Origin of the sequence: Novosphingobium sp. ERW19 (genome assembly GCF_012641315.1) — a bacterium.
Lineage (GTDB): Bacteria > Pseudomonadota > Alphaproteobacteria > Sphingomonadales > Sphingomonadaceae > Novosphingobium.
This window is the reverse complement of record NZ_JABAIC010000004.1, coordinates 264,150-282,874: the sequence shown is the minus strand read 5'-3', so window position 1 is coordinate 282,874 and position 18,725 is coordinate 264,150. Positions and strand designations below refer to the sequence as shown.

17 protein-coding genes and 1 tRNA gene are annotated in these 18,725 nt (G+C 62.9%); 15 read left to right on the top strand and 3 right to left on the bottom strand.

Annotated elements, in window-relative coordinates; all coding sequences use genetic code 11:
* Positions 1-70 precede the first annotated feature (70 nt).
* The 8 genes from HGI46_RS09975 to dxs all read left to right on the top strand — a co-directional run bounded on the left by HGI46_RS09975 (position 71) and on the right by dxs (position 6,246).
* Positions 71-364: a hypothetical protein gene (locus tag HGI46_RS09975; protein WP_118072779.1), complete on the top strand. Its 294-nt coding sequence runs from the start codon at positions 71-73 to the stop codon at positions 362-364.
* Between the two features lie 45 nt (positions 365-409).
* Positions 410-742, top strand: a complete 333-nt coding sequence (locus HGI46_RS09970) for an iron-sulfur cluster assembly accessory protein (RefSeq protein ID WP_168904042.1) — start codon at positions 410-412, stop codon at positions 740-742.
* Positions 739-1,515 carry an exodeoxyribonuclease III gene (gene xth / locus HGI46_RS09965; RefSeq protein WP_206065647.1) on the top strand — a complete coding sequence of 259 codons (777 nt, stop codon included), beginning with the start codon at positions 739-741 and terminating at the stop codon, positions 1,513-1,515. The genes HGI46_RS09970 and xth overlap by 4 nt, the downstream gene beginning before the upstream one ends.
* 138 nt (positions 1,516-1,653) lie before the next feature.
* Positions 1,654-1,794, top strand: coding sequence for a hypothetical protein (locus HGI46_RS09960; RefSeq protein ID WP_162895923.1), 141 nt, complete (start codon positions 1,654-1,656; stop codon positions 1,792-1,794).
* A 1-nt stretch (position 1,795) separates the two neighbouring features.
* Positions 1,796-2,473, top strand: coding sequence for a peptide-methionine (S)-S-oxide reductase MsrA (gene msrA / locus HGI46_RS09955; protein WP_118072777.1), 678 nt, complete (start codon positions 1,796-1,798; stop codon positions 2,471-2,473).
* 36 nt (positions 2,474-2,509) lie between these two features.
* Positions 2,510-2,977 (top strand): transcriptional repressor, encoded by a 468-nt coding sequence (locus HGI46_RS09950; protein ID WP_118072776.1) that lies wholly within the window; start codon positions 2,510-2,512, stop codon positions 2,975-2,977.
* A gap of 26 nt (positions 2,978-3,003) precedes the next feature.
* Positions 3,004-4,281, top strand: coding sequence for an MFS transporter (locus tag HGI46_RS09945; RefSeq protein WP_168904041.1), 1,278 nt, complete (start codon positions 3,004-3,006; stop codon positions 4,279-4,281).
* Positions 4,282-4,323: 42 nt separating this feature from the next.
* Positions 4,324-6,246: a 1-deoxy-D-xylulose-5-phosphate synthase gene (gene dxs / locus HGI46_RS09940; protein ID WP_168904040.1), complete on the top strand. Its 1,923-nt coding sequence runs from the start codon at positions 4,324-4,326 to the stop codon at positions 6,244-6,246.
* Positions 6,247-6,292: 46 nt separating this feature from the next.
* Here dxs and HGI46_RS09935 read toward each other — a convergent pair whose 3' ends face one another.
* The gene (locus HGI46_RS09935; RefSeq protein ID WP_168904039.1) at positions 6,293-6,973 is read right to left on the bottom strand and encodes an NnrU family protein; all 681 of its coding nucleotides are present in this window, start codon (positions 6,971-6,973) and stop codon (positions 6,293-6,295) included.
* A gap of 140 nt (positions 6,974-7,113) precedes the next feature.
* Entirely contained in the window at positions 7,114-9,099 is a 1,986-nt protein-coding gene (locus HGI46_RS09930; protein ID WP_168904038.1) for a peptide MFS transporter, read from the bottom strand.
* Positions 9,100-9,318: 219 nt separating this feature from the next.
* Between HGI46_RS09930 and HGI46_RS09925 the strand changes: the two genes are divergently transcribed.
* The 7 genes from HGI46_RS09925 (at position 9,319) to HGI46_RS09895 (ending at position 15,151) form a co-directional block, all read left to right on the top strand.
* Positions 9,319-9,672 carry a GntR family transcriptional regulator gene (locus tag HGI46_RS09925; protein ID WP_240344841.1) on the top strand — a complete coding sequence of 118 codons (354 nt, stop codon included), beginning with the start codon at positions 9,319-9,321 and terminating at the stop codon, positions 9,670-9,672.
* A 156-nt stretch (positions 9,673-9,828) separates the two neighbouring features.
* On the top strand, positions 9,829-10,110 hold the full coding sequence (locus HGI46_RS09920) for an integration host factor subunit beta (protein ID WP_039333122.1): 282 nt from the start codon (positions 9,829-9,831) through the stop codon (positions 10,108-10,110).
* 127 nt (positions 10,111-10,237) lie between these two features.
* Positions 10,238-10,322 (top strand) — tRNA-Leu (locus HGI46_RS09915).
* A 204-nt stretch (positions 10,323-10,526) separates the two neighbouring features.
* Positions 10,527-11,183, top strand: a complete 657-nt coding sequence (locus HGI46_RS09910; protein WP_118072771.1) for a PilZ domain-containing protein — start codon at positions 10,527-10,529, stop codon at positions 11,181-11,183.
* Between the two features lie 130 nt (positions 11,184-11,313).
* Entirely contained in the window at positions 11,314-12,924 is a 1,611-nt protein-coding gene (locus HGI46_RS09905; protein WP_118072770.1) for an NAD(P)/FAD-dependent oxidoreductase, read from the top strand.
* A 20-nt stretch (positions 12,925-12,944) separates the two neighbouring features.
* Positions 12,945-13,358, top strand: a complete 414-nt coding sequence (locus HGI46_RS09900; RefSeq protein ID WP_118072769.1) for a GtrA family protein — start codon at positions 12,945-12,947, stop codon at positions 13,356-13,358.
* An 89-nt stretch (positions 13,359-13,447) separates the two neighbouring features.
* Positions 13,448-15,151 (top strand): hypothetical protein, encoded by a 1,704-nt coding sequence (locus HGI46_RS09895; RefSeq protein ID WP_206065645.1) that lies wholly within the window; start codon positions 13,448-13,450, stop codon positions 15,149-15,151.
* Positions 15,152-15,459: 308 nt separating this feature from the next.
* On the opposite strand, the gene HGI46_RS09890 is transcribed toward HGI46_RS09895, so the two are convergent.
* Positions 15,460-18,462, bottom strand: a complete 3,003-nt coding sequence (locus tag HGI46_RS09890) for a TonB-dependent receptor (RefSeq protein WP_168904036.1) — start codon at positions 18,460-18,462, stop codon at positions 15,460-15,462.
* Positions 18,463-18,725: the final 263 nt, after the last annotated feature.

Sequence of the window (18,725 nt, the reverse complement as noted above, 5' to 3'; positions counted from 1 at the left end):
ATCATGACATCTTGGTCGCCATTGTCAAAGCCGTTGCGCGCACCATCTTCGATCGCCAAAGGACTTTGCCATGGCCGGACATTCCCCGCTCGATGATCCTGAAAACGCACGATTTGCCTGGGCGCGATACCGGCAGATCATGAACTGGATGGCGCTGTTCAGCACTGCGGTCGTCGGCGTGGTGCTTACCGTGCTCTACATGCAGATCGGCTTCGTCTCGATCCACCTCTACATCGCCTCGGCGCTGGGCGTGTGGCTGACGATCATGCTGATGGCGGCGCTGATGGGGCTGGTGTTCCTCTCCAGCGGGACTGGCCACGATGAATCGATCGAGGACCGGCTTGAGGACGAGCGGAATCGCTAGCTTCGGGCGTTGAGGTTTCGCTGCCGCGCTCCTATCTTGCATCGCATGAGCGAAACCCAGGTCACCCTCGCCCCCAGCGCTGCCGCCCGCGTTGCCACCATCGCGCAAAAGCAGGGCAAGCCCGCAATCCTGCGGCTTTCGGTGGAAGGCGGCGGCTGTTCGGGCTTCCAGTACAAGTTCGGCCTCGCCGATGCGCCGGAGGACGGTGACCTCATCGCCGAAACCGATGGCGTGCGGCTGGTGGTCGACGAGGTCAGCCTTGGCCTGCTGGAAGGCAGCGTGGTGGAGTATGTCGAATCGCTTGGGGGGGCGGCGTTCCGGGTGAGTAATCCCCAGGCGGCATCGGGTTGCGGTTGCGGCGCAAGCTTCGCGATATGATCAAGGTTTCATCGTTCAATATCAACGGGATCAAGGCCCGCCTTCCCCGCCTGCTCGAATGGCTTGAGGAGACGCGGCCATCGGTTGCCTGCCTGCAGGAGATCAAGACGCAGGACGAGGGCTTCCCGGCTGCCGAGTTCGAGAAGATCGGCTACCACGCGATCTGGCATGGCCAGAAGGGCTTCAACGGCGTGGCGATTCTTGCCGATGGGCAAGTGCCGGTCGAAGTGCAGCGCGGTCTAGCCGGGGAGCCCGAGGACGAGCATTCGCGCTATCTCGAAGCCGATGTATTCGGCATTCGCGTGGTGTGCATCTACCTGCCCAACGGCAATCCGCAGCCGGGGCCGAAGTTCGACTACAAGCTGCGCTGGATGGAGCGCCTGCGCAAGCGCATGGCCGAGATTACTGCCGAGGACGTGCCCGCGGTGGTGATCGGCGATTACAACGTGATCCCGGAAGACAAGGATACCTTCTCGGTCAAGGCCATGGCCAATGATGCCTTGATGCAGCCCGAATCGCGTGATGCCTACCGGCGGTTGCTCAACGATGGCTGGACCGACGCGATCGACACCTTCAACCCGCTGGGCGGGGTGTGGACGTTCTGGGACTATCAGGCCGGTGCCTGGCAGCGCGATCACGGCTTTCGCATTGATCATGCCCTGCTCTCGCCAGAGCTGGCCGACCGGCTGGTGGCGGCGGGCGTCGACAAGGAATATCGCGGGCGCGAGAAGGCCAGCGACCATGCGCCGGTGTGGGTGCAGCTTCGAGCCTAACGCTTCGTCGCACGCCGTGAACGGTTCGCAGATTGTCACATCACCTGAATGAATCCCTGTGCAGGGCGTCACCGAAGATTCAGGCGACTCGGGCCATGGGCAGCGAGACGCAAAGACGATTTGTGAAAGCTGACGACAATGGGCCTGTTCAAGCCTGACTTCTTCCGCGCTCTGGCTTTTGGGTTCCTGATGGGGGCCGCTGTCATGGGCATTTCTGCCGGGACCACCGCACTGGCGACGCCGGATCTTGAACACGCCAGCGAACAGGCTTCGCGCTAAGATGCGCCGACCGATCCTTTCCGCAGCACTGGCGGTTGGGATCTTCACCGCCTCCTGCCAGCAACCCGCACAGGCCGAGGGCGCAGTGGCAACGCCCGCCGCAGCGGTTCAGGCCAACGAGCCTGCCGGCAAGAAGACTGCGGTTTTCGCGGGCGGCTGCTTCTGGGGCATTGAGGCGGTGTTCAGCCACCTGAACGGTGTGAGCAGCGTCGTCTCCGGCTATCACGGCGGGGCGAAGAACACCGCGATCTATGACGTTGTCGGCACTGGACGGACCGGCCATGCCGAAGCGGTGCGGGTGACCTATGACCCTGCGAAGATCCGCTACGACCAGTTGCTGCGCGTGTTCTTCGCCGTCGGCGCGGACCCGACGCAGTTGAACTACCAGGGCCCCGACCACGGCACGCAGTATCGCAATGCGCTGGTGCCGATGAATCAGGAACAAGCCAAGGTTGCTGCGGCCTATCTTGCTCAATTGAAGAAGTCCGGTCTGTGGAAGCAGCCGATCGTCACCACGATCGAGCCGTACAAGGCATTCTACCCAGCTGAAGGCTATCATCAGGACTTTGCCGCCAACAATCCCGACCACGGCTATATCAAGCGGTGGGACGCGCCCAAGGTGGCCAACCTCAAGCGGCTATTCCCGGACCTCTACAAGGCCGGCTTCACGCGGAACTGATTTGCGCAGGCGCGCGGTCGTGCCTATCTAGGGCCGATGTCCGGGCACCATCATCACGATTTCGCAGGCGACAAGCTGATCGAGGCGGCGCGTGAAGCGCTGACGGCTTCTGGAGAGCAGTGGACCGAAATGCGCGCCGACGTATTCGAGGCGCTTGCAGCGCACGAGAAGCCGGCCTCGGCCTATGACATTGCCGAAAGCGTCGGCACGCGGCGGGGCAAGCGGGTGGCGGCCAATTCGGTCTATCGCATCCTTGACCTGTTCGTGCGCACCAATCTGGCGCGACGGGTGGAAAGCGCCAATGCCTATGTTGCCAACAGCCATCCCGGCTGTCGGCATGACTGCATCTTCCTGATCTGCGACCTGTGCGGCAAGGCCGTGCACAACGACGACGACAAGCTGACTGGCGCGCTGCGGCTGGCGGCACAGGCGGCGGGCTTTGCCGAGGTGCGACCGGTAGTGGAAATCCGCGGCCATTGTGCGGAGTGCGCTGCCGAGGATTGAATTTGCCTGACGGGGGAGAGGGCAGCATGAACGATCAGGCACACGAGCCACGGCACTTGCCGACGCGGAAGCAGTTCGCGGCAGTCATTTCCGGCAATGCGCTGGAATTCTACGATTTCCTCAGTTTCAGCTTTTTCGCGGTGAACGTCTCGCGGGTGATGTTCCCCGCAGGTGCGCCGGGGAGTGCGCTGCTGCTGACGCTGATGACGGCGGGGGCCGGCTTTGGCGCACGGCCGCTGGGCGCGATCCTGTTCGGACTGCTCGGGGACAAGGTTGGCCGTCGTCCGACGATGCTGGCGACCTTCGCGCTGATGGGCGTGAGTGCAATCGGGCTGGCGTTGACGCCGAGCTATTCTGTCATCGGCATATGGGCGCCGGTGCTGGTGGTTATCTTCCGCCTGTTGCAGGGCCTTGCGGCGGGCGGCGATGTGGGGCCGACGACGGCGTTCCTGGCCGAGAGTTCACCGCCGGAGCGGCGCGGGATGCTGGTGGCGCTGCAACTGGTGGCGATGCGCATCGGCGTGCTGGGCAGCGGCCTTGTCGGGCTGGTGCTGGCGAGCGTGCTGACCCCGGCGCAGCTTGATGCCTATGGCTGGCGCATTGCCTTTGCCATCGGTGCAGGGATCGTGCCGTTGGCGTTCATCCTGCGGCGGCGGCTGGACGAGACGCTGCACTTGCCCGAGACGGGGCCGAACGTGGTGACGGAGCTTGATGTTGCGGCCTATGCGGCGGCGCTGCTTGGCGTGTTCGGATTCCTGCTGGCGGGCGCGACCGGGGATTTCCTGTTCGTCTACGCGGTGACCTTCCTGAAAATCCCGGTGACGAATGGGTATGTCCTGCAGATGGCGGCGGCAGGCACGCAGATCGTCGGGCTGTTGTTCGGCGGCTGGTTGGGTGACCGGGTCGGGCGGCAGAAGGTGAACTTCGCCACCGCCGTTCTGGCCGCTGCGGTTTCGCTGCCACTGTTCCGCTGGGGCATTGCTGGCGGAACGCTGGGGCAACTGGCCCTTGCTGCGGCCCTGCTCCTGCTGATGGCCACGGTTTCGGCGGCCGTTGCCTATGCCGCGTTCGTCGAGATCACACCGAAGCGGCACCGTGCCGGGCTGGTCGGCATCGGCTATGGCGCGGTGGTGGCGCTGACCTTCGGGCTGACGCCGGTGCTGCTGACGCGCTACATCGGGCAAAGCGGCGATCTGGCCGCGCCGGGCTATGCCTTCGTGCTGGCGGCGGCAGCGCTGATCGCTTCGTCGCTTCTGCTGGGATTGCGCGCGCCACGAACCTTGGGGAAGGCTGCGGCAACATGATCCTGTTCGACAGCGCCAAAGCATCGGTGTAAGGGCGGAGGGATGAATTCAGAACCGGCAACGCCGCTGCTCGACACGGTCAAGACACCAGACGATCTCCGCAAGCTTGCACCTTCGCAGCTTCGCCAGCTTTCGGACGAATTGCGGACCGAGATGATTTCTGCCGTGGGCACCACTGGCGGGCACCTCGGTTCGGGCCTCGGCGTGGTCGAACTGACCGTGGCGATCCATTATGTGTTCAACACGCCGCAGGACAAGCTGGTGTGGGACGTGGGCCACCAGGCCTATCCGCACAAGATCATCACGGGCCGTCGTGACCGTATCCGTACGCTGCGGCAGGGTGGCGGGCTTTCGGGCTTCACCAAGCGCAGCGAAAGCGAATACGATCCGTTCGGCACCGCGCATTCGAGCACCTCGATCTCGGCGGCGCTGGGCTTTGCCATTGCCAACAAGCTGAGCGATCGTCCCGGCAAGGGCATTGCCGTGATCGGCGACGGCGCGATGAGCGCCGGCATGGCCTACGAGGCGATGAACAACGCCGGCGAGGCGGGCAACCGGCTCGTCGTCATCCTCAACGACAACGACATGTCGATCGCGCCGCCGGTGGGCGGGCTGTCGGCCTATCTCGCGCGGCTGGTGTCCTCGCGCCAGTTCCTGGGTTTGCGTGAAATCGCGCGCAAGCTTTCGCGCAAGCTGCCGCGGCCGCTGCACACCGCCGCCCGCAAGACCGACGAGTTCGCCCGGGGCATGGCCATGGGCGGCACGTTGTTCGAGGAACTGGGCTTCTACTACGTCGGCCCGCTTGACGGGCACAACATCGACCAGCTGATCCCGGTGCTGGAGAACGTGCGCGATGCGGCCGAGGGGCCATGCCTCGTCCATGTCGTGACGCAGAAAGGCAAGGGCTATGCCCCGGCCGAAGCTGCGGCGGACAAGTATCACGGGGTGCAGAAGTTCGACGTGGTGACCGGCGAGCAGGTCAAGGCCAAGCCCGGCGCACCTGCCTACCAGAACGTGTTTGGCGAAACGCTGGCCAAGCTTGCCGAAACCGACCCGACGATCTGCGCAATCACCGCCGCGATGCCGAGCGGCACCGGCGTGGACAAGTTCGCCAAGGCGCATCCTGCGCGCACGTTTGACGTCGGCATTGCCGAGCAGCACGCGGTGACCTTTGCGGCGGGCCTCGCGGCAGAGGGCATGCGGCCGTTCTGCGCGATCTATTCGACCTTCCTGCAGCGCGCGTTCGACCAGGTGGTGCATGACGTGGCTATCCAGAACCTGCCCGTGCGCTTTGCCATCGACCGCGCGGGGCTGGTCGGTGCCGATGGTGCGACGCACGCCGGATCGTTCGACATCACTTATCTGGCCACCCTGCCCAACATGGTGGTGATGGCCGCCGCGGACGAGGCGGAGCTGGTCCACATGACCTATACCGCCGTAAAGCACGATAGCGGGCCGATCGCGTTCCGCTATCCGCGCGGCAATGGCACTGGCGTGGCGCTTCCGGATGAGCCGGAACTGCTGGAGATCGGCAAGGGCCGCATCGTGCGGTCAGGCAGCAAGGTTGCGCTGCTCTCGCTGGGCACCCGTCTGGCCGAGGCGCTGAAGGCGGCGGATCAGTTGGAGGCCAAGGGGCTTTCGACGACAGTGGCCGACCTGCGCTTTGCCAAGCCGCTCGATACCGACCTGATCCGCCAGCTGATGGCCACGCACGAGGTTGTCGTGACGATCGAGGAAGGCGCGATCGGCGGCCTTGGCGCGCACGTGCTGACGATGGCGAGCGACGAGGGGCTGACCGATGGCGGCCTCAAGATCCGCACCATGCGCCTCCCTGACGTGTTCCAGGACCACGATGCGCCGGACAAGCAGTACGACACGGCGGGCCTCAACGCGCCGCAAATCGTCGATACCGTGCTCAAGGCCTTGCGGCACAACTCTGCCGGCGTGAACGAAGCGCGGGCCTGAAAGCCCGCGCCTGAAAGCCTGCGCTAACTTCTCCGCTAGGCTCTGGTCAGCCGATCCACATCCACAGTCCGGCCGGGACGCCGAAAAAGTGGTAGTGCAGCCACGTGGCGATGAACCAGACGAGGAAGGCAATCGCCCAGATAAGCCGTAGCGCGCCCAGTTCCTGCAGCCGTGGCCAGAAACTGGTACGGCGCTGCCAGGGGTGGAATTCTCGCTTGTTCTGGGCGACCTTGCGCTTGTCCTGGAAGTGAGAGCCGAGCAACGCCAGCACGATCAGACCTGACATGACGATCAGGACACGAGGTGTCGGCGAAGCGACGATGTGACCGAGCGCCCACAGCGCAATGCCCCACATCATCGGGTGCCGGGTGATCCTGAACACGCCGGCCGGAATCCACGTGCCCACGCCAGCAGCATTCGCGCCGGCCAGCGCGGGATTGCGCGTGAACGATGGCAGCAGAAACGCCGTGCCGGTTATCGTGAGCAGGCTGGCAACCACCCATGGGCCGGCGGCCATGCCATCCCAAAGCGGCGTTCCCGTCTTCACACGGTCAAAGGTGACCATCGCCCAGGCCAGTACGGACAGGGATACCAGCGAATAGAACAGCAGGAAGCCCTGCCCGCCAAGCATGGACTGCAGGCGGGAGCGAATGGGCCCTGACATCACGAAATGCGAAATAACGAAGGCTGTTGTCGCCGCAATAAGCTGGATCAACGCATGATCCATGAACCGTCCCCCATTCCGCGATGCCCGTTGCCGTTTTCGACCAACGCCCGCGTTACCCTGATGATACTCTCAAGTTGGCCAATGCCTAGCCCTTCAGAAACAATCTCACGATCGGCTGGTTCCCGCCATTAGGGCAATTATCACGCTACGCCGTGCATCAGCTTCCTCAGCGGCACCGCGATGACGAGAAGCACGGCGCCGATGCCGATCGAAATCCAGCCGATCGTCGAGAAGACCCCGACGTAAGTATCGAGGCTGACCTTGAGATTGGTGACCTGGCCGCCAACCGTTTCGACGCTGGCAACCTGCGCGACCATGCCGGCAACGTACTGCGCCACTGCGATCGACAGGAACCACACACCCATCATCATGCCGACAATGCGGGCCATGGACAGCTTGGTGATCATCGAAAGGCCCACCGGCGAAATGCACAGTTCGGCCATCGAGTGGACGAGGTACAGGCCTGCCAGCCAGACCAGTCCGACCTTGAACTGGGCGTCGGCAAATTGCGCGCCCCACACCAGCAGCAGGAAGCCTGCGCCCACGCCCATCAGGGCGATGGAGAACTTCACCGGGATCGAAGGTTCGACGCCGCGCCGGGCCATCGCATTCCACATCGCGCCGAACACCGGCGCCAGCGCCACGATGAACAGGGCATTGAAGATCTGCGTCTGGCCTGCGGGCATGACGTAGACCTCATCGGTGGCAAAGCCCTTGGCCCGGGCATAGATCATGCCGATGAAGCCGGCCGTCATCACCAGAGCGAAGCCCGCACCCATCTTCCGCTTCGTTGCCGCAGGTTCGCCATTGCCGAAGAACCAGGTGAGCAGCCATCCGAGCCCGCCCAGCAGGAGCGCGAAGAACAGGTAGTAGGTGAACGGATAGGCGTTGAAGACCGCGAAAAGACCGCGGGTCCAGCCCACTTCAAGCACGGTGTTGCGCTCGGCAAACAGCGTGAGGGAGGAGCCTGCCTGTTCGAACAGGGTCCAGAACACGGTGTTGAACACGATCAGCACCATGGCCGCGACCATCATCTGGAATTCGACGCGGCTGCCCGAGGCCAGCGCCCAGATCAGGATGCCGGGAACGGCAAGAAGGAAGGTGCCGAACATCAGCTTGCCCATGATCGGCAGGCCAAGGAGGTAGCCGATCAGTCCCTCGCCCGCTTCCGGCGCGACATAGGCCATGAGGTTGGTGAACAGGAAGAAGAACAGCGGCACGCAGACCAGCGCCGCGCCGTAGATCAGCCAGTCCTTGCGCGGATCGGCCCCGGCGGGACGTTCACCATAGCCATCGAGCCTGCCGCCATCGAACTGGAACAGGACCCACGACAAGGTCATGCCGACGGCAGCCAGGCCAAACCCTGCCCACCAGCCCACGGATTCGGCCAGAATCGGGCAGAAGAACTGCGAGATCAGCGAACCGAGGTTGATGCCCATGTAGAAGATCGTGAACCCGGCATCGCGGCGGCGGTCACCATCGGCATAGAGCGAGCCGACGATCGTGGAGATGTTGGGCTTGAAGAAACCGTTGCCGACCGTGACCAGAGAAAGGCCGACAAGCAGGATGGCGATGTGGAACTGCGAGCGTTCGCCGTCGGACTGGAACCCGCCCGGCGCAATGCGCCTGACCTCGGCCCCGTCAGCCGACTTGAGCGACACGGACTTGTCGTCGTTACCGACGATCTCGAGGCGCTGACCACCCACTTCGACCGAACGGACTTCGCTGCCGGCGGTCTCGGTGACGGTCACGTCATAGCGCTGGCCTTCGATCGTGGCGTAGGGCTTGGCCGCCTCGCCGCCGAAGCAGAGCATGAAATAGCCGACCGCCATCAGGATCGCGCCGAACTTCACCGAGCGCTTGGAGCCGAGATAACGATCTGCAATCAGTCCGCCGATGAGCGGGGTGAGATAGACGAGCGCGGTGAAGCCGCCGTAAATGCCGGTGCTGGTGGTATCGTTGAAGAGGAAATGCTTGGCGAGATAGAGCGTAAGGATCGCTCTCATGCCGTAATAGCCGAAGCGTTCCCACATTTCGGTCGTGAACAGGCGCTTCAATTGCTGGGGATGGCCGAACCACTCGCCAGTAGCCGTGGTTCGTGCGAAGTTCGTGTCGTCTTGGGCCATGCCGGCGAGCGATCCCGTCGTTGCTGTGTGAGCTTTTTTGCACTGCCGCGCCTCTCCTGCACGGCAAGTTTCCGCCTTAGTGCCACGTGTGGCGATGGCAAGAAACTATTTTCAATCGCAACCAGTGTGGCGAAGCGGTGGGTGCGCGGCAGAAGTGCGCTCGAAGCGCGGCGGCAACGAGCCGTTGTGTGATGCGCTGTATTATGGCACTACGTCACCATGGGCATGAACATCAGCCAGGCAAGCCGTCCGGTCTATCTACGCCTGCGTGACGAAATCTGTGTGGCAATCCTTGACGGTCGCTATGCCGAGGGTGCCATGCTGCCGTCGGTTCGGGCCTATGCGGCGGAACAGGGCGCCAACCCGCTTACCGTGGCCAAGGCCTATCAGCAGTTTCAGGAGGAAGGGCTGGTGATTGTCCAGCGCGGCGTTGGCATGTTCGTCGCACCCGGCGCGGTTGATGCCTTGCGCCGACGGGAGCGTGAATCTTTCCTGCAAGATGAATGGCCTGCAGTGGCGGCACGGATGCGCCTGCTTGGCATCAGCTTGGCCGACGTAGCGGAAATCGCCTGAAACGGTCCATTTTTGGCCACTCCCGGCAATATGAAACGATTGTCATGACCGGTCGGCCGTGGCAGGATGGCGGAATGCGCGCATACGGGGGTTTGGGCGCAGGGATCGTAGATAACTGTGGGGGGCGCCCGCATGGTCGCCTGGCGGAGGGAAAGAATGATAAGATCGGAGCTGCTGCAGGCTCTCGCCAAGGAAAGCCCTGGCATGCGCAGCGAAGAAATCGAGCGGGTTGTCGACGTTTTCTTCGATGAGATTGCCAAGCGTCTGGCTGATGGCGGGCGTGTCGAACTTCGTGGTTTTGGTGCGTTTTCCACGCGCGAACGCGATGCCCGGAAGGGCCGCAACCCGCGAACCGGCGAAACCGTTGAAGTACCGGGCAAGCGCGTGCCCTATTTCAAGGCAGGCAAGGAAATGCGGCAACGGCTGAACGCCGACTGAGCTTCCGGCCGAAAATTCAACAAAGGGCGCGGCAACAGACGTTGCCGCGCCCTTTGTGCTGTGGCAGGCGCGACTTGCACAAGTTGCGGCTTTCAGGGTTCACCTTGAACCTGTCCTGCCAACTTTTGCGGACGTGGCGGAATGGTAGACGCCGGGGACTTAAAATCCCTTGATCCTTGATCGTGCGGGTTCGAGTCCCGCCGTCCGCACCAAAAATCGGCGCTATTGTAATTATCTGCCGCGATTTGATGACAAGTCAGACTACACATTGAAAGCGGTTGTTTACATGGCTGTAAAAATCCAAGTCATTCCGTAATTTGCTTGGTAACTCCGCGGTAGGAATTACGTGCTAATACTGATTCTTACCGGGGTTTGCGTGCGCTCCGGTGCGGCTTCACGCGCGCGGGGGATCGGGCTTGGCCCAGGCAGACGACGATCAAGTGCCTAAGGACGCGGAAGCCGGAGCGGACCAACGCGCCGCGCCGCGTTTCACCTTGCTGATTCGTGCCGCCAAGCTGATCCTCGATGGCGAGCGCGAATTCCTCTGCGTCATTCGTGATGCGTCGGCGAGCGGCCTCAAGATCCGCCTGTTCAACCCGCTGCCCCTTTGCGGATCGCTGGCCATCGAAATGAGCAATGGCGATCGTTATCCGATCGAGCAGATCTGGAGCGAGGGCGAATACGCCGGCTTTCGCTTTCTGGGTGACATCGAGATCGAGCGCCTGCTTGACGAGAGCCACGGAACTTTCCCGAAGCGCCAGGTCCGGCTGCGCATCCATCTCGATGCCATCCTCCATTCGGGAGGCGATGCGGTCCATGTCGCGTTCCAGGATATTTCGCAGCAGGGGGCGTGCATCGAGAGCGACAAGTGGCTCCTGATGAACGAGCTCGTCCGGCTGGAAACGGAAGTTCTCCCCCCGATCTACGCCAAAGTGCGCTGGCGCAGCCATCCGCGTTACGGGCTGCTCTTCGAGCAGACCTTCAAGATGGACGAACTCGCGCGGATTGCCGCACCCCTGCAGGGCAGCGATCTGCCGATGCCCAGCCCCGGCGGACGGTTGCGCAAGATCTGACAGCTCAGTTTGACAGCGGGGCTGGCCGGAAACGGCAATTCTTTGCCGCAGGCCTTGCCGCCATTAACCATCCCTTATCCATTTTCCTTCACGTCTGGCTCAAGCGAAGTGCGCTGAGACGGGGGTTTTGATGGTTAACGGGACGAGAGCGGCCGATGGCCTCGCAAACGGTTCTGGCAGCCGCAAGGTGGATGTTGCGATCATCGGCGCTGGGCCGGCTGGACTGACGGCGGGCTACCTCCTGACCAAGCGCGGTTTCAGCGTCGCCATCATCGAAAAGGACCAGACCTATGTCGGCGGCATAAGCCGGACGGTCGAGCACGAAGGCTACCGTTTCGACATTGGCGGGCACCGCTTCTTTTCGAAAAGCCAGCAGGTCGTCGATCTGTGGAACGAGATTCTGCCCGACGATTTCATCCAGCGCCCACGGATGAGCCGGATCTATTACGAGGGCAAGTTCTACTCCTACCCGCTGCGCGCGTTCGAGGCGCTGTGGAACCTCGGCCTCGTGCGATCGACGCTGTGCATGGCGAGCTTCGCAAAAGCCAAGGCCTTTCCCAACCGCAAGGTGAAAAGCTTCGAGGACTGGACCGTGAACCAGTTCGGGCAGAAGCTCTATTCGATCTTCTTCAAGACCTACACCGAAAAGGTCTGGGGCATGCCCTGCGACGAGATGAGCGCGGACTGGGCGGCCCAGCGAATCAAGGGACTGTCGCTGTGGGGGGCGGTTGTCGACGGGCTGAAGCGCAGCCTTGGCCTGAACAAGCGTCCGAACGACGGCATGCAGACCAAGACCCTGCTCGAAACCTTCCGCTATCCGCGTCTTGGCCCCGGCATGATGTGGGATGCTGCGCGCGACAGGATCGTGGCGAGCGGCAAGGGTGAAGTGCTGATGGGCCATGCCTTCAAGCAGCTTGCAGCCGATGGCGCGGGCGGGTGGCGCCTGTCTGCGACGGGACCGGATGGCGATGTGGTGATCGAGGCAGCCCATGCCATAAGTTCGGCGCCGATGCGCGAGCTGGCCGCGCGCCTGCATCCGCTGCCCGCCACAACACTCGAAGCCAGCCGCCTCAAGTATCGTGACTTCCTGACGGTGGCGCTCAAGATCCGGTCCGAGGAACTGTTCCCCGACAACTGGATCTACATCCACGACAGCAAGGTGAAGGTCGGCCGCATCCAGAACTTCCGTTCGTGGTCGCCCGAAATGGTGCCGGACGAAAGCGTGGCCTGCGTCGGTCTGGAATACTTCTGTTTCGAGGGCGACGCGCTGTGGGATTCGTCGGATGCTGAGCTGATCGAACTGGCCAAGCAGGAAATGGCGATCCTCGGCCTTGTCAGCCCCGAAAAGGTGATCGGCGGCGTGGTGGTGCGTCAGGAAAAGGCCTATCCGGTCTATGACGACGAATATGCCGCAAACGTCGCCGCCATGCGCACTGAACTGGAAGCAGCGCATCCGACGCTGCACATGGTCGGCCGCAACGGCATGCACCGCTACAACAACCAGGACCACGCGATGATGACAGCGATGTTGACCGTGGAAAATATCGCAGCAGGTGCGCGGGTATACGACACCTGGTGCGTGAACGAGGATGCCGAGTACCACGAAGCGGGCAATGAGGGTGCGCAAGGAGCCCTTCCGGCGCGCGTCGCGCCCAGCGAAGACCAGGCAGCTGCATTGGCGTCGCTGCGCGATGTTCCAGCGCGGATCGTGCCCGAGAAGGTTGCGGCCAAGGCCGCCTGAACCAGACAGTGCCACCACAAATGACCGGGACGATCCTGCCGATGATCGATCGCCTGCGCCGCGTGATGCTTCTGCGTTACTTGCTCGCCAGTGTCGGCGCGCTGGCCGTGGACATCGGCTCGTTCCTTGCCCTGCTGGCGATGGGGACCGCGCCGGTGATTGCTTCGGCGAGCGGCTATTCGCTTGGCATTGTCGCGCACTGGCTGCTTTCGAGCCGTACGGTCTTTACCGATACGGTGGCGGCAGAGCGCGGCGCGCGCACGCGGCAGAAGGCATTGTTCGTTGGCTCGGCTCTGGTCGGGCTGGCGCTGACGACACTGATCGTCGGAGCCGGAACCGCTATCGGCCTGGATTCGCGCGTATCGAAGCTGATCGCCGTGGGGGCAAGCTTCACGACGACGTGGCTGCTCAGAAAGCGGGTCGTCTTCCAGTGACCAGTGGCCGTTCCGGCCCATTGCCGGGAGAGCGCAGCAATGCGTTCCCGTGGCGGGGCGTGTTGCTGGCTTGGGTTGCGATTAGCCTCGTGACGCTGATCGGCAGCGGTGGCAGGCTGTCGATAGCGGCTTTCGTCGACGGCGATGACGCGCTGCGCTTGCAGCAGGTGCGCGACCTGCTGGGTGGGCAAGGCTGGTTCGACCTTCACCAGTACCGCGTTGCGCCGCCCGAAGGGGTGGCGATGCACTGGACCCGCGTGGTCGACATCCCGATCGCGGCGATGATCCTGCTGTTGCGTCCGTTGATGGGGCAGGGGCTGGCAGAGAGCATCGCCATCGTGGTGGTGCCGCTGCTGCACCTTCTGGCGGCAATGGCGCTGGCGGCGCGGCTGGCAGCGCGGCAATTCGGCCCCCGCATCGGTATCGTCGCCGCCCTTCTGGTGGCAGCGGCGGTGCCGGCATCGTTCCGAATGATGCCGCTGCGGATTGATCACCATGCCATGCAGTTCGTGCTTGCGCTGGTGGCATTGAACGGCCTGTTTGCCTGCGCGCCCCGGATGGGCGGGGCACTGGCCGGTGCGGCGCTGGCACTCGCACTGGCAATCTCGCTTGAATCGCTGCCTCTGGCCGTAATCGTCGGCGGACTTTGCACCTTGCGTCTGTGGCGCGGCCAGAGCGCGTGGCTGATCGGCTATCTGCTGAGCCTGTCCCTGGCGAGCCTGGCCCTGTTCCTGGCGACGCGTGGCCTTGGCGATCTGGCGCAGCATTGCGATGCAGTGTCGCCTGTCCACGTCGTGGCGCTGTTGTGGATGGGTGGGGGCACGGCGATCATCCTGCCGCGGCTTCGCGACCGTCCGCCGTTGGTGAGCCTGCTTGCCGTGGGCCTGATCGGCGCAGGGGCTGTCGGCCTTGCTGCGGCGTGGGCGCCACAGTGCCTTGCGGGAGACGCCTTCGCTTCGGTTGATCCGCTGGTCCGCAAGGTCTGGCTTGATTCCGTGCTTGAGGGGCTACCGGTGTGGCGGCAGGAGCCGGGCTTTGCTGCGACTATCATCCTGTTGCCGCTGTTCGGCCTGATTGCCTGCCTGCGCCTGGCCACGCGCGCGGCGGATCGTGGAGTGCAGCTGTTCTGGCTCGACTATGCGGTGTTGCTGCTTGGCGCAACGCTGGTCGGCCTGCTGGTGGCGCGCGCATCGGGCGTGTCCTGCCTTTTCGCGACCGTGCCTGCAGCGTGGCAGTTTGCGGAGCAGTTTGCCCGCTGGCGGCAGGATTCCCTGTTGGTCCGACGCATGGGCCGGGTAGTTGTCATGATCGCGCTGCTCCTGCCGGGCGTGCTGGTGGATCAGGGGGTGCGTCTGCTCGCACCGGCAGGCCAAGCGTCAGATGGTCGCGCACATGGCGAAGTGGCCCTTGGCTGCGACTTCTCCCGGGCCGTGCCCGCTCTTGCGGCTCTGCCGAAAGGCACGTTGCTCACCGGTCTGGACATCGGTCCGACCGTGCTGGTCACGTCCGGGCATACGGTCGTCGCCACCGCCCACCACCGGGCGAGCGCCGCCATTCGCGACGTGATCGATGCCTTCCTTGGACCGGACGAGGCCGCGCGGCAGATCATGGCACGACGCGGGTCGACGATGGTGGTGATTTGCCCCGGCGGCAGTGAGGCCCGCTTCTACGCGGAGAAGGCACCGGCCGGGTTCATTGCCCACCTCATGTCCGGCAAGGCTCCGGGCTGGCTTGAACCGGTGACCATGCCCGACGCCAGCGGTGTAAAGGCATGGCGCTTCAGGCAGCGCTGAGCTGCCCTCGGTCCAGTACCGATTGCAGACATTCAAGGCGGTCGAGACGGTAGCCATTCCGGGGCACTGCAAGGATTTGGCCAATTCGGCCTGTCGCACGTGGGATGGGCTTGAAACCGGACCACTTTTCCCATGCTCCTGCCCAACTCCAAGCAAGCCGGGCGCTGGGCAATTTTGCCTCGAGCTGAGCACGCGCGCGTGATGTGTCCTGGGTCTACGGACCGAAACGAAGCGATCCTCAGCGCACAAAAAAGGGGCGGTTCCGAAGAACCGCCCCCGATTCTTGATCAATGCCTTACGGCGAAGGATCAGAAGTTGGCCGAGACGCCGAAACGGAAGAAGCGCGGGGTCTGGTAGCCGGTGACCTTGCGGTAGTTCGGGTTGATCGACGTAACAGTATCAAGATCGCCGAATTCGTTGAAGTCGAGCTTGCTCTTGAAGTTGAAGACGTTGAACACGTCGGCGCGTAGCGTGATGCCGCCTGCGATCGATTCCATCGGGATCGTGTAGGCGATGCTCATGTCGACGCGCTTGTTCCAGTCACCATCAAACACTGTGCCGCGGCCAACAGGCTGCCCCACTGTGCCATCGATATTGCCGGCCTTGATTTGCGAATCGCAATACCAAGAAGCTGCAGAGGTGCCCGTCGCCCGAAGGTCGCCCCTCGGATAGGTGCCGATGCAGCCGAACTTGCGCGGCGACTGGAGCAGGGCGTTGAACCCGAGGTTCAGACGATCGGTCGGCTTCCAGTTACCGAACACCTTGAAGGTGTGTTCGCGATGGTTCGGCAGGAAGCCGTACGAACCGTCTACCCAGCCGAGTTCGTCGAAGTCCTGCGTCAGGCCGGTGTCGTCCTGACCATTGTCCGACTTCACGCCGCCTTCGTAGTTGCCGCGCGAACGCGACCAGACGTAGCTGGCGGTGAGGCCCCAGCCGTCTTCGAACGGCTTCTCCCACTTCAGTTCTGCAGCCCAGTAGGTGCGCTTTGCCTTGGGCAGGCCGATGAACGAAGCCGGGATTGTGACTTCGTGCAGCGCGCCATTGGCGTCGGCGACGTTGACGATAAGATCCTGTCCCGGGTTCATCAGCACGTAGCCACCGCTGCCGATGGTCGGAACGGTCGTGCCGTTGCAGAATGCCTGATTTTGCGTGGCGCAGAATGACTTGATGATCGACCCATAGTAGGTGCTTGGGACGTTCTTGTCACCGCTGCCGTCAAAATCGACGTCTTCAAGCACTGCACCCAGCTTGCGATAGGTGAAGTTGACCGAAATCTTCATGCGGTTGGGGAAGTTGTATTCACCACCGACGATGAACTCGTCCATGTACTGCGGCTTGAGGTTCTTCGAGACCAGCGTAGTCGGATCGGCAACGCCGCCCGGCGAGAGCACTTCGGCCAGAACCTTGGTGCCGAGCGTGGGGGAGGTCAGGCTGCCTGTGTACTGGCCGTTGCCGTTGACGGGCAGCGTGTACCAGTCCTGCAGGAACGTTTCCGAACCGGCGAGGCGGATGTTGGTGTTCGCAGCCACCGGCAGGTAGTAACGACCGTAGAAGGCCGAGATACGAGCGGTCTTGTCGCCGGTCGGGTCAAAGTTGACACCGAGGCGCGGAGCCCACTGGTTCTTGAGCGTGGTGAAGGGCGAGCCGAGGCCGTCCTTGTTCACGAACTTGTCATTGCGCAGGCCGAGCGACAGGTTGATGCGCTCGGTAACGTCCCAGTCGTCCTGGATGTAGAACGCGGTGTTCTCGGACTTGAAGCTGCCACCCGAATTGAGCGTGCGGACACGGACGTAATCGGTGTTTGCAGGGATTAGCCCGCCCAACGCAGGGTTACTGCCCGAGCGATAATAGCGGTAGTAGGTGCCGCCCGAGTAAATCGTCGCGTTGTCAGCTTGCAGCTTCTCGAGGTCCCAACCAGCGCGCAGGTGGTGTTCACCCAGCAGCGAGAAGTTGAGGTCGGCGTCGATGCGGTAGTTGGTACGCTGGTCGCGACCGGTATCGATCACGCCGGCCGGGTTCCCTGAGATGAGCTTGAGGCCATCAGCAGGCACACGACCATCCAGTACATACGGGTTGGCGTCATCAGCGCCAGCCGAGGTCTGGTTGAACTTGGACCGCCCGTAGAGAGCCGAGAGCGTGAACCAGTCAGTGAAGGCACCGGTGTACTTGACGATGTAGTTCGAACCGCCCGAGAAGTTGGTGGTCGGAGAACCGTTGAACTTGACCTTCTCGTCCTGCGAGTCGTTGAAGTACGTGCCTTCGACGCGGTGACCGTCAAACAGATTGAGGTCGAGCTTGCCGCCGTAGAAGGGCTTGTTGTTCACGCGGGTCGTTGTATCGCCGAACGCGTCGGTGTCGCTCTGCGTGTAGTGACGCGGGTTGAAGAAGCCGAAGAAGAACAGGCGATCCTTGATCACCGGACCCGAGGCCCAGATGTTGCCTTCGATGACTTCGCGTTTGTCCAGCTTGTTGTTCTGCGAGTAGGTGTTCGGCGCCTGCTCGTAGCCCCATTCCGGCTGGTAATAGACGTTGAAGCCGCCGTGGAAGGTGTTCGAGCCCGAACGGGTCAGCGCGATGACCGCGCCGCCGGTGTTGCGGCCGAATTCTGCCTGGTAGCCACCGGTCTTGACCTGGACCTGGTCGTAGAATTCGAACGGCACGGTGGTTCCGCCCACAAAGGTGCGGAAGTTCGTGATGTTCATGCCGTTGATGTAGTAGACGTTTTCGGCAACCGACGAACCGGCGATGGAAACGCCACCGAATGCCGAGTCACCCGAGGTGACCTGCGGGGTCAGGAGCTGGATGGCTTCGATCGAACGGCCGACCGGAACAGTCTCGGCAACCTTCTGGACGTCGAACACGATGCCGGTGGCAGTACCCGAGAAGTCCACCTTGCGAACCGGCGCGCCACGGACGACGATTTCGCCGGTGGTCGGCGCTTCGCTCGAAACGGTGAAGTCGAAGTTGTTGCCGCCGAGGCCGACCGAAACGTTCTCGCTGCGGGTCGTGGTGTAGCCGTCAGCCATCACGGTCACGTTGTAGGTGCCGACCTGCACGCCCGGCAGCGTAAACGTGCCGTTGCCCGAAGTGGTGGTGGTGCGGGTGAAGCCACGTTCAACCGAGGTTACTTCGACGCGGGCGCCCGAGATCGGCTTACCCGAGTCGTCAACGACAGTACCTGAAAGGCTTGCGGCAGTAACGTCCTGCGCCATGGCAGGCGCGACGATGGCGGCCGAGCCGGCGAAACCGGCGACGACCAGCGCCAGCGGCGCGGCGCTCGCACGGAGCGCAGAGAAGGTTTTGATGTTCACGTGTCCAGTCCCTTTTGTCCTGAATCCTGCACAGCCAGCAAGAGGTGTGCAGGCCCTTTCCCGTATCGCCAAAACCCTAACATCGCGCTTCAGAGCGAAGCTTGGGCCCCCTTGGCAAACGGGCAAGATGTGTCTGTTTGGCTGAAATGATCGGGTCCATCAAAACACGATTGTCAGTTACGAAATGAATCCGAAACATGTGTAGCGAAACTGCCACACCGCCTTTGGGTCAGGTAAGGTAAGGCCGGATTTCCGTAACTTAC

Coding starts and splice junctions, on each gene's coding strand:
- HGI46_RS09975 (WP_118072779.1), top strand. CDS start 71: ATGGCCGGACATTCCCCGCTCGATGATCCTGAAAACGCACGATTTGCC.
- HGI46_RS09970 (WP_168904042.1), top strand. CDS start 410: ATGAGCGAAACCCAGGTCACCCTCGCCCCCAGCGCTGCCGCCCGCGTT.
- xth (WP_206065647.1), top strand. CDS start 739: ATGATCAAGGTTTCATCGTTCAATATCAACGGGATCAAGGCCCGCCTT.
- HGI46_RS09960 (WP_162895923.1), top strand. CDS start 1,654: ATGGGCCTGTTCAAGCCTGACTTCTTCCGCGCTCTGGCTTTTGGGTTC.
- msrA (WP_118072777.1), top strand. CDS start 1,796: ATGCGCCGACCGATCCTTTCCGCAGCACTGGCGGTTGGGATCTTCACC.
- HGI46_RS09950 (WP_118072776.1), top strand. CDS start 2,510: ATGTCCGGGCACCATCATCACGATTTCGCAGGCGACAAGCTGATCGAG.
- HGI46_RS09945 (WP_168904041.1), top strand. CDS start 3,004: ATGAACGATCAGGCACACGAGCCACGGCACTTGCCGACGCGGAAGCAG.
- dxs (WP_168904040.1), top strand. CDS start 4,324: ATGAATTCAGAACCGGCAACGCCGCTGCTCGACACGGTCAAGACACCA.
- HGI46_RS09935 (WP_168904039.1), bottom strand. CDS start 6,973: ATGGATCATGCGTTGATCCAGCTTATTGCGGCGACAACAGCCTTCGTT.
- HGI46_RS09930 (WP_168904038.1), bottom strand. CDS start 9,099: ATGGCCCAAGACGACACGAACTTCGCACGAACCACGGCTACTGGCGAG.
- HGI46_RS09925 (WP_240344841.1), top strand. CDS start 9,319: ATGGGCATGAACATCAGCCAGGCAAGCCGTCCGGTCTATCTACGCCTG.
- HGI46_RS09920 (WP_039333122.1), top strand. CDS start 9,829: ATGATAAGATCGGAGCTGCTGCAGGCTCTCGCCAAGGAAAGCCCTGGC.
- HGI46_RS09905 (WP_118072770.1), top strand. CDS start 11,314: ATGGTTAACGGGACGAGAGCGGCCGATGGCCTCGCAAACGGTTCTGGC.
- HGI46_RS09900 (WP_118072769.1), top strand. CDS start 12,945: ATGACCGGGACGATCCTGCCGATGATCGATCGCCTGCGCCGCGTGATG.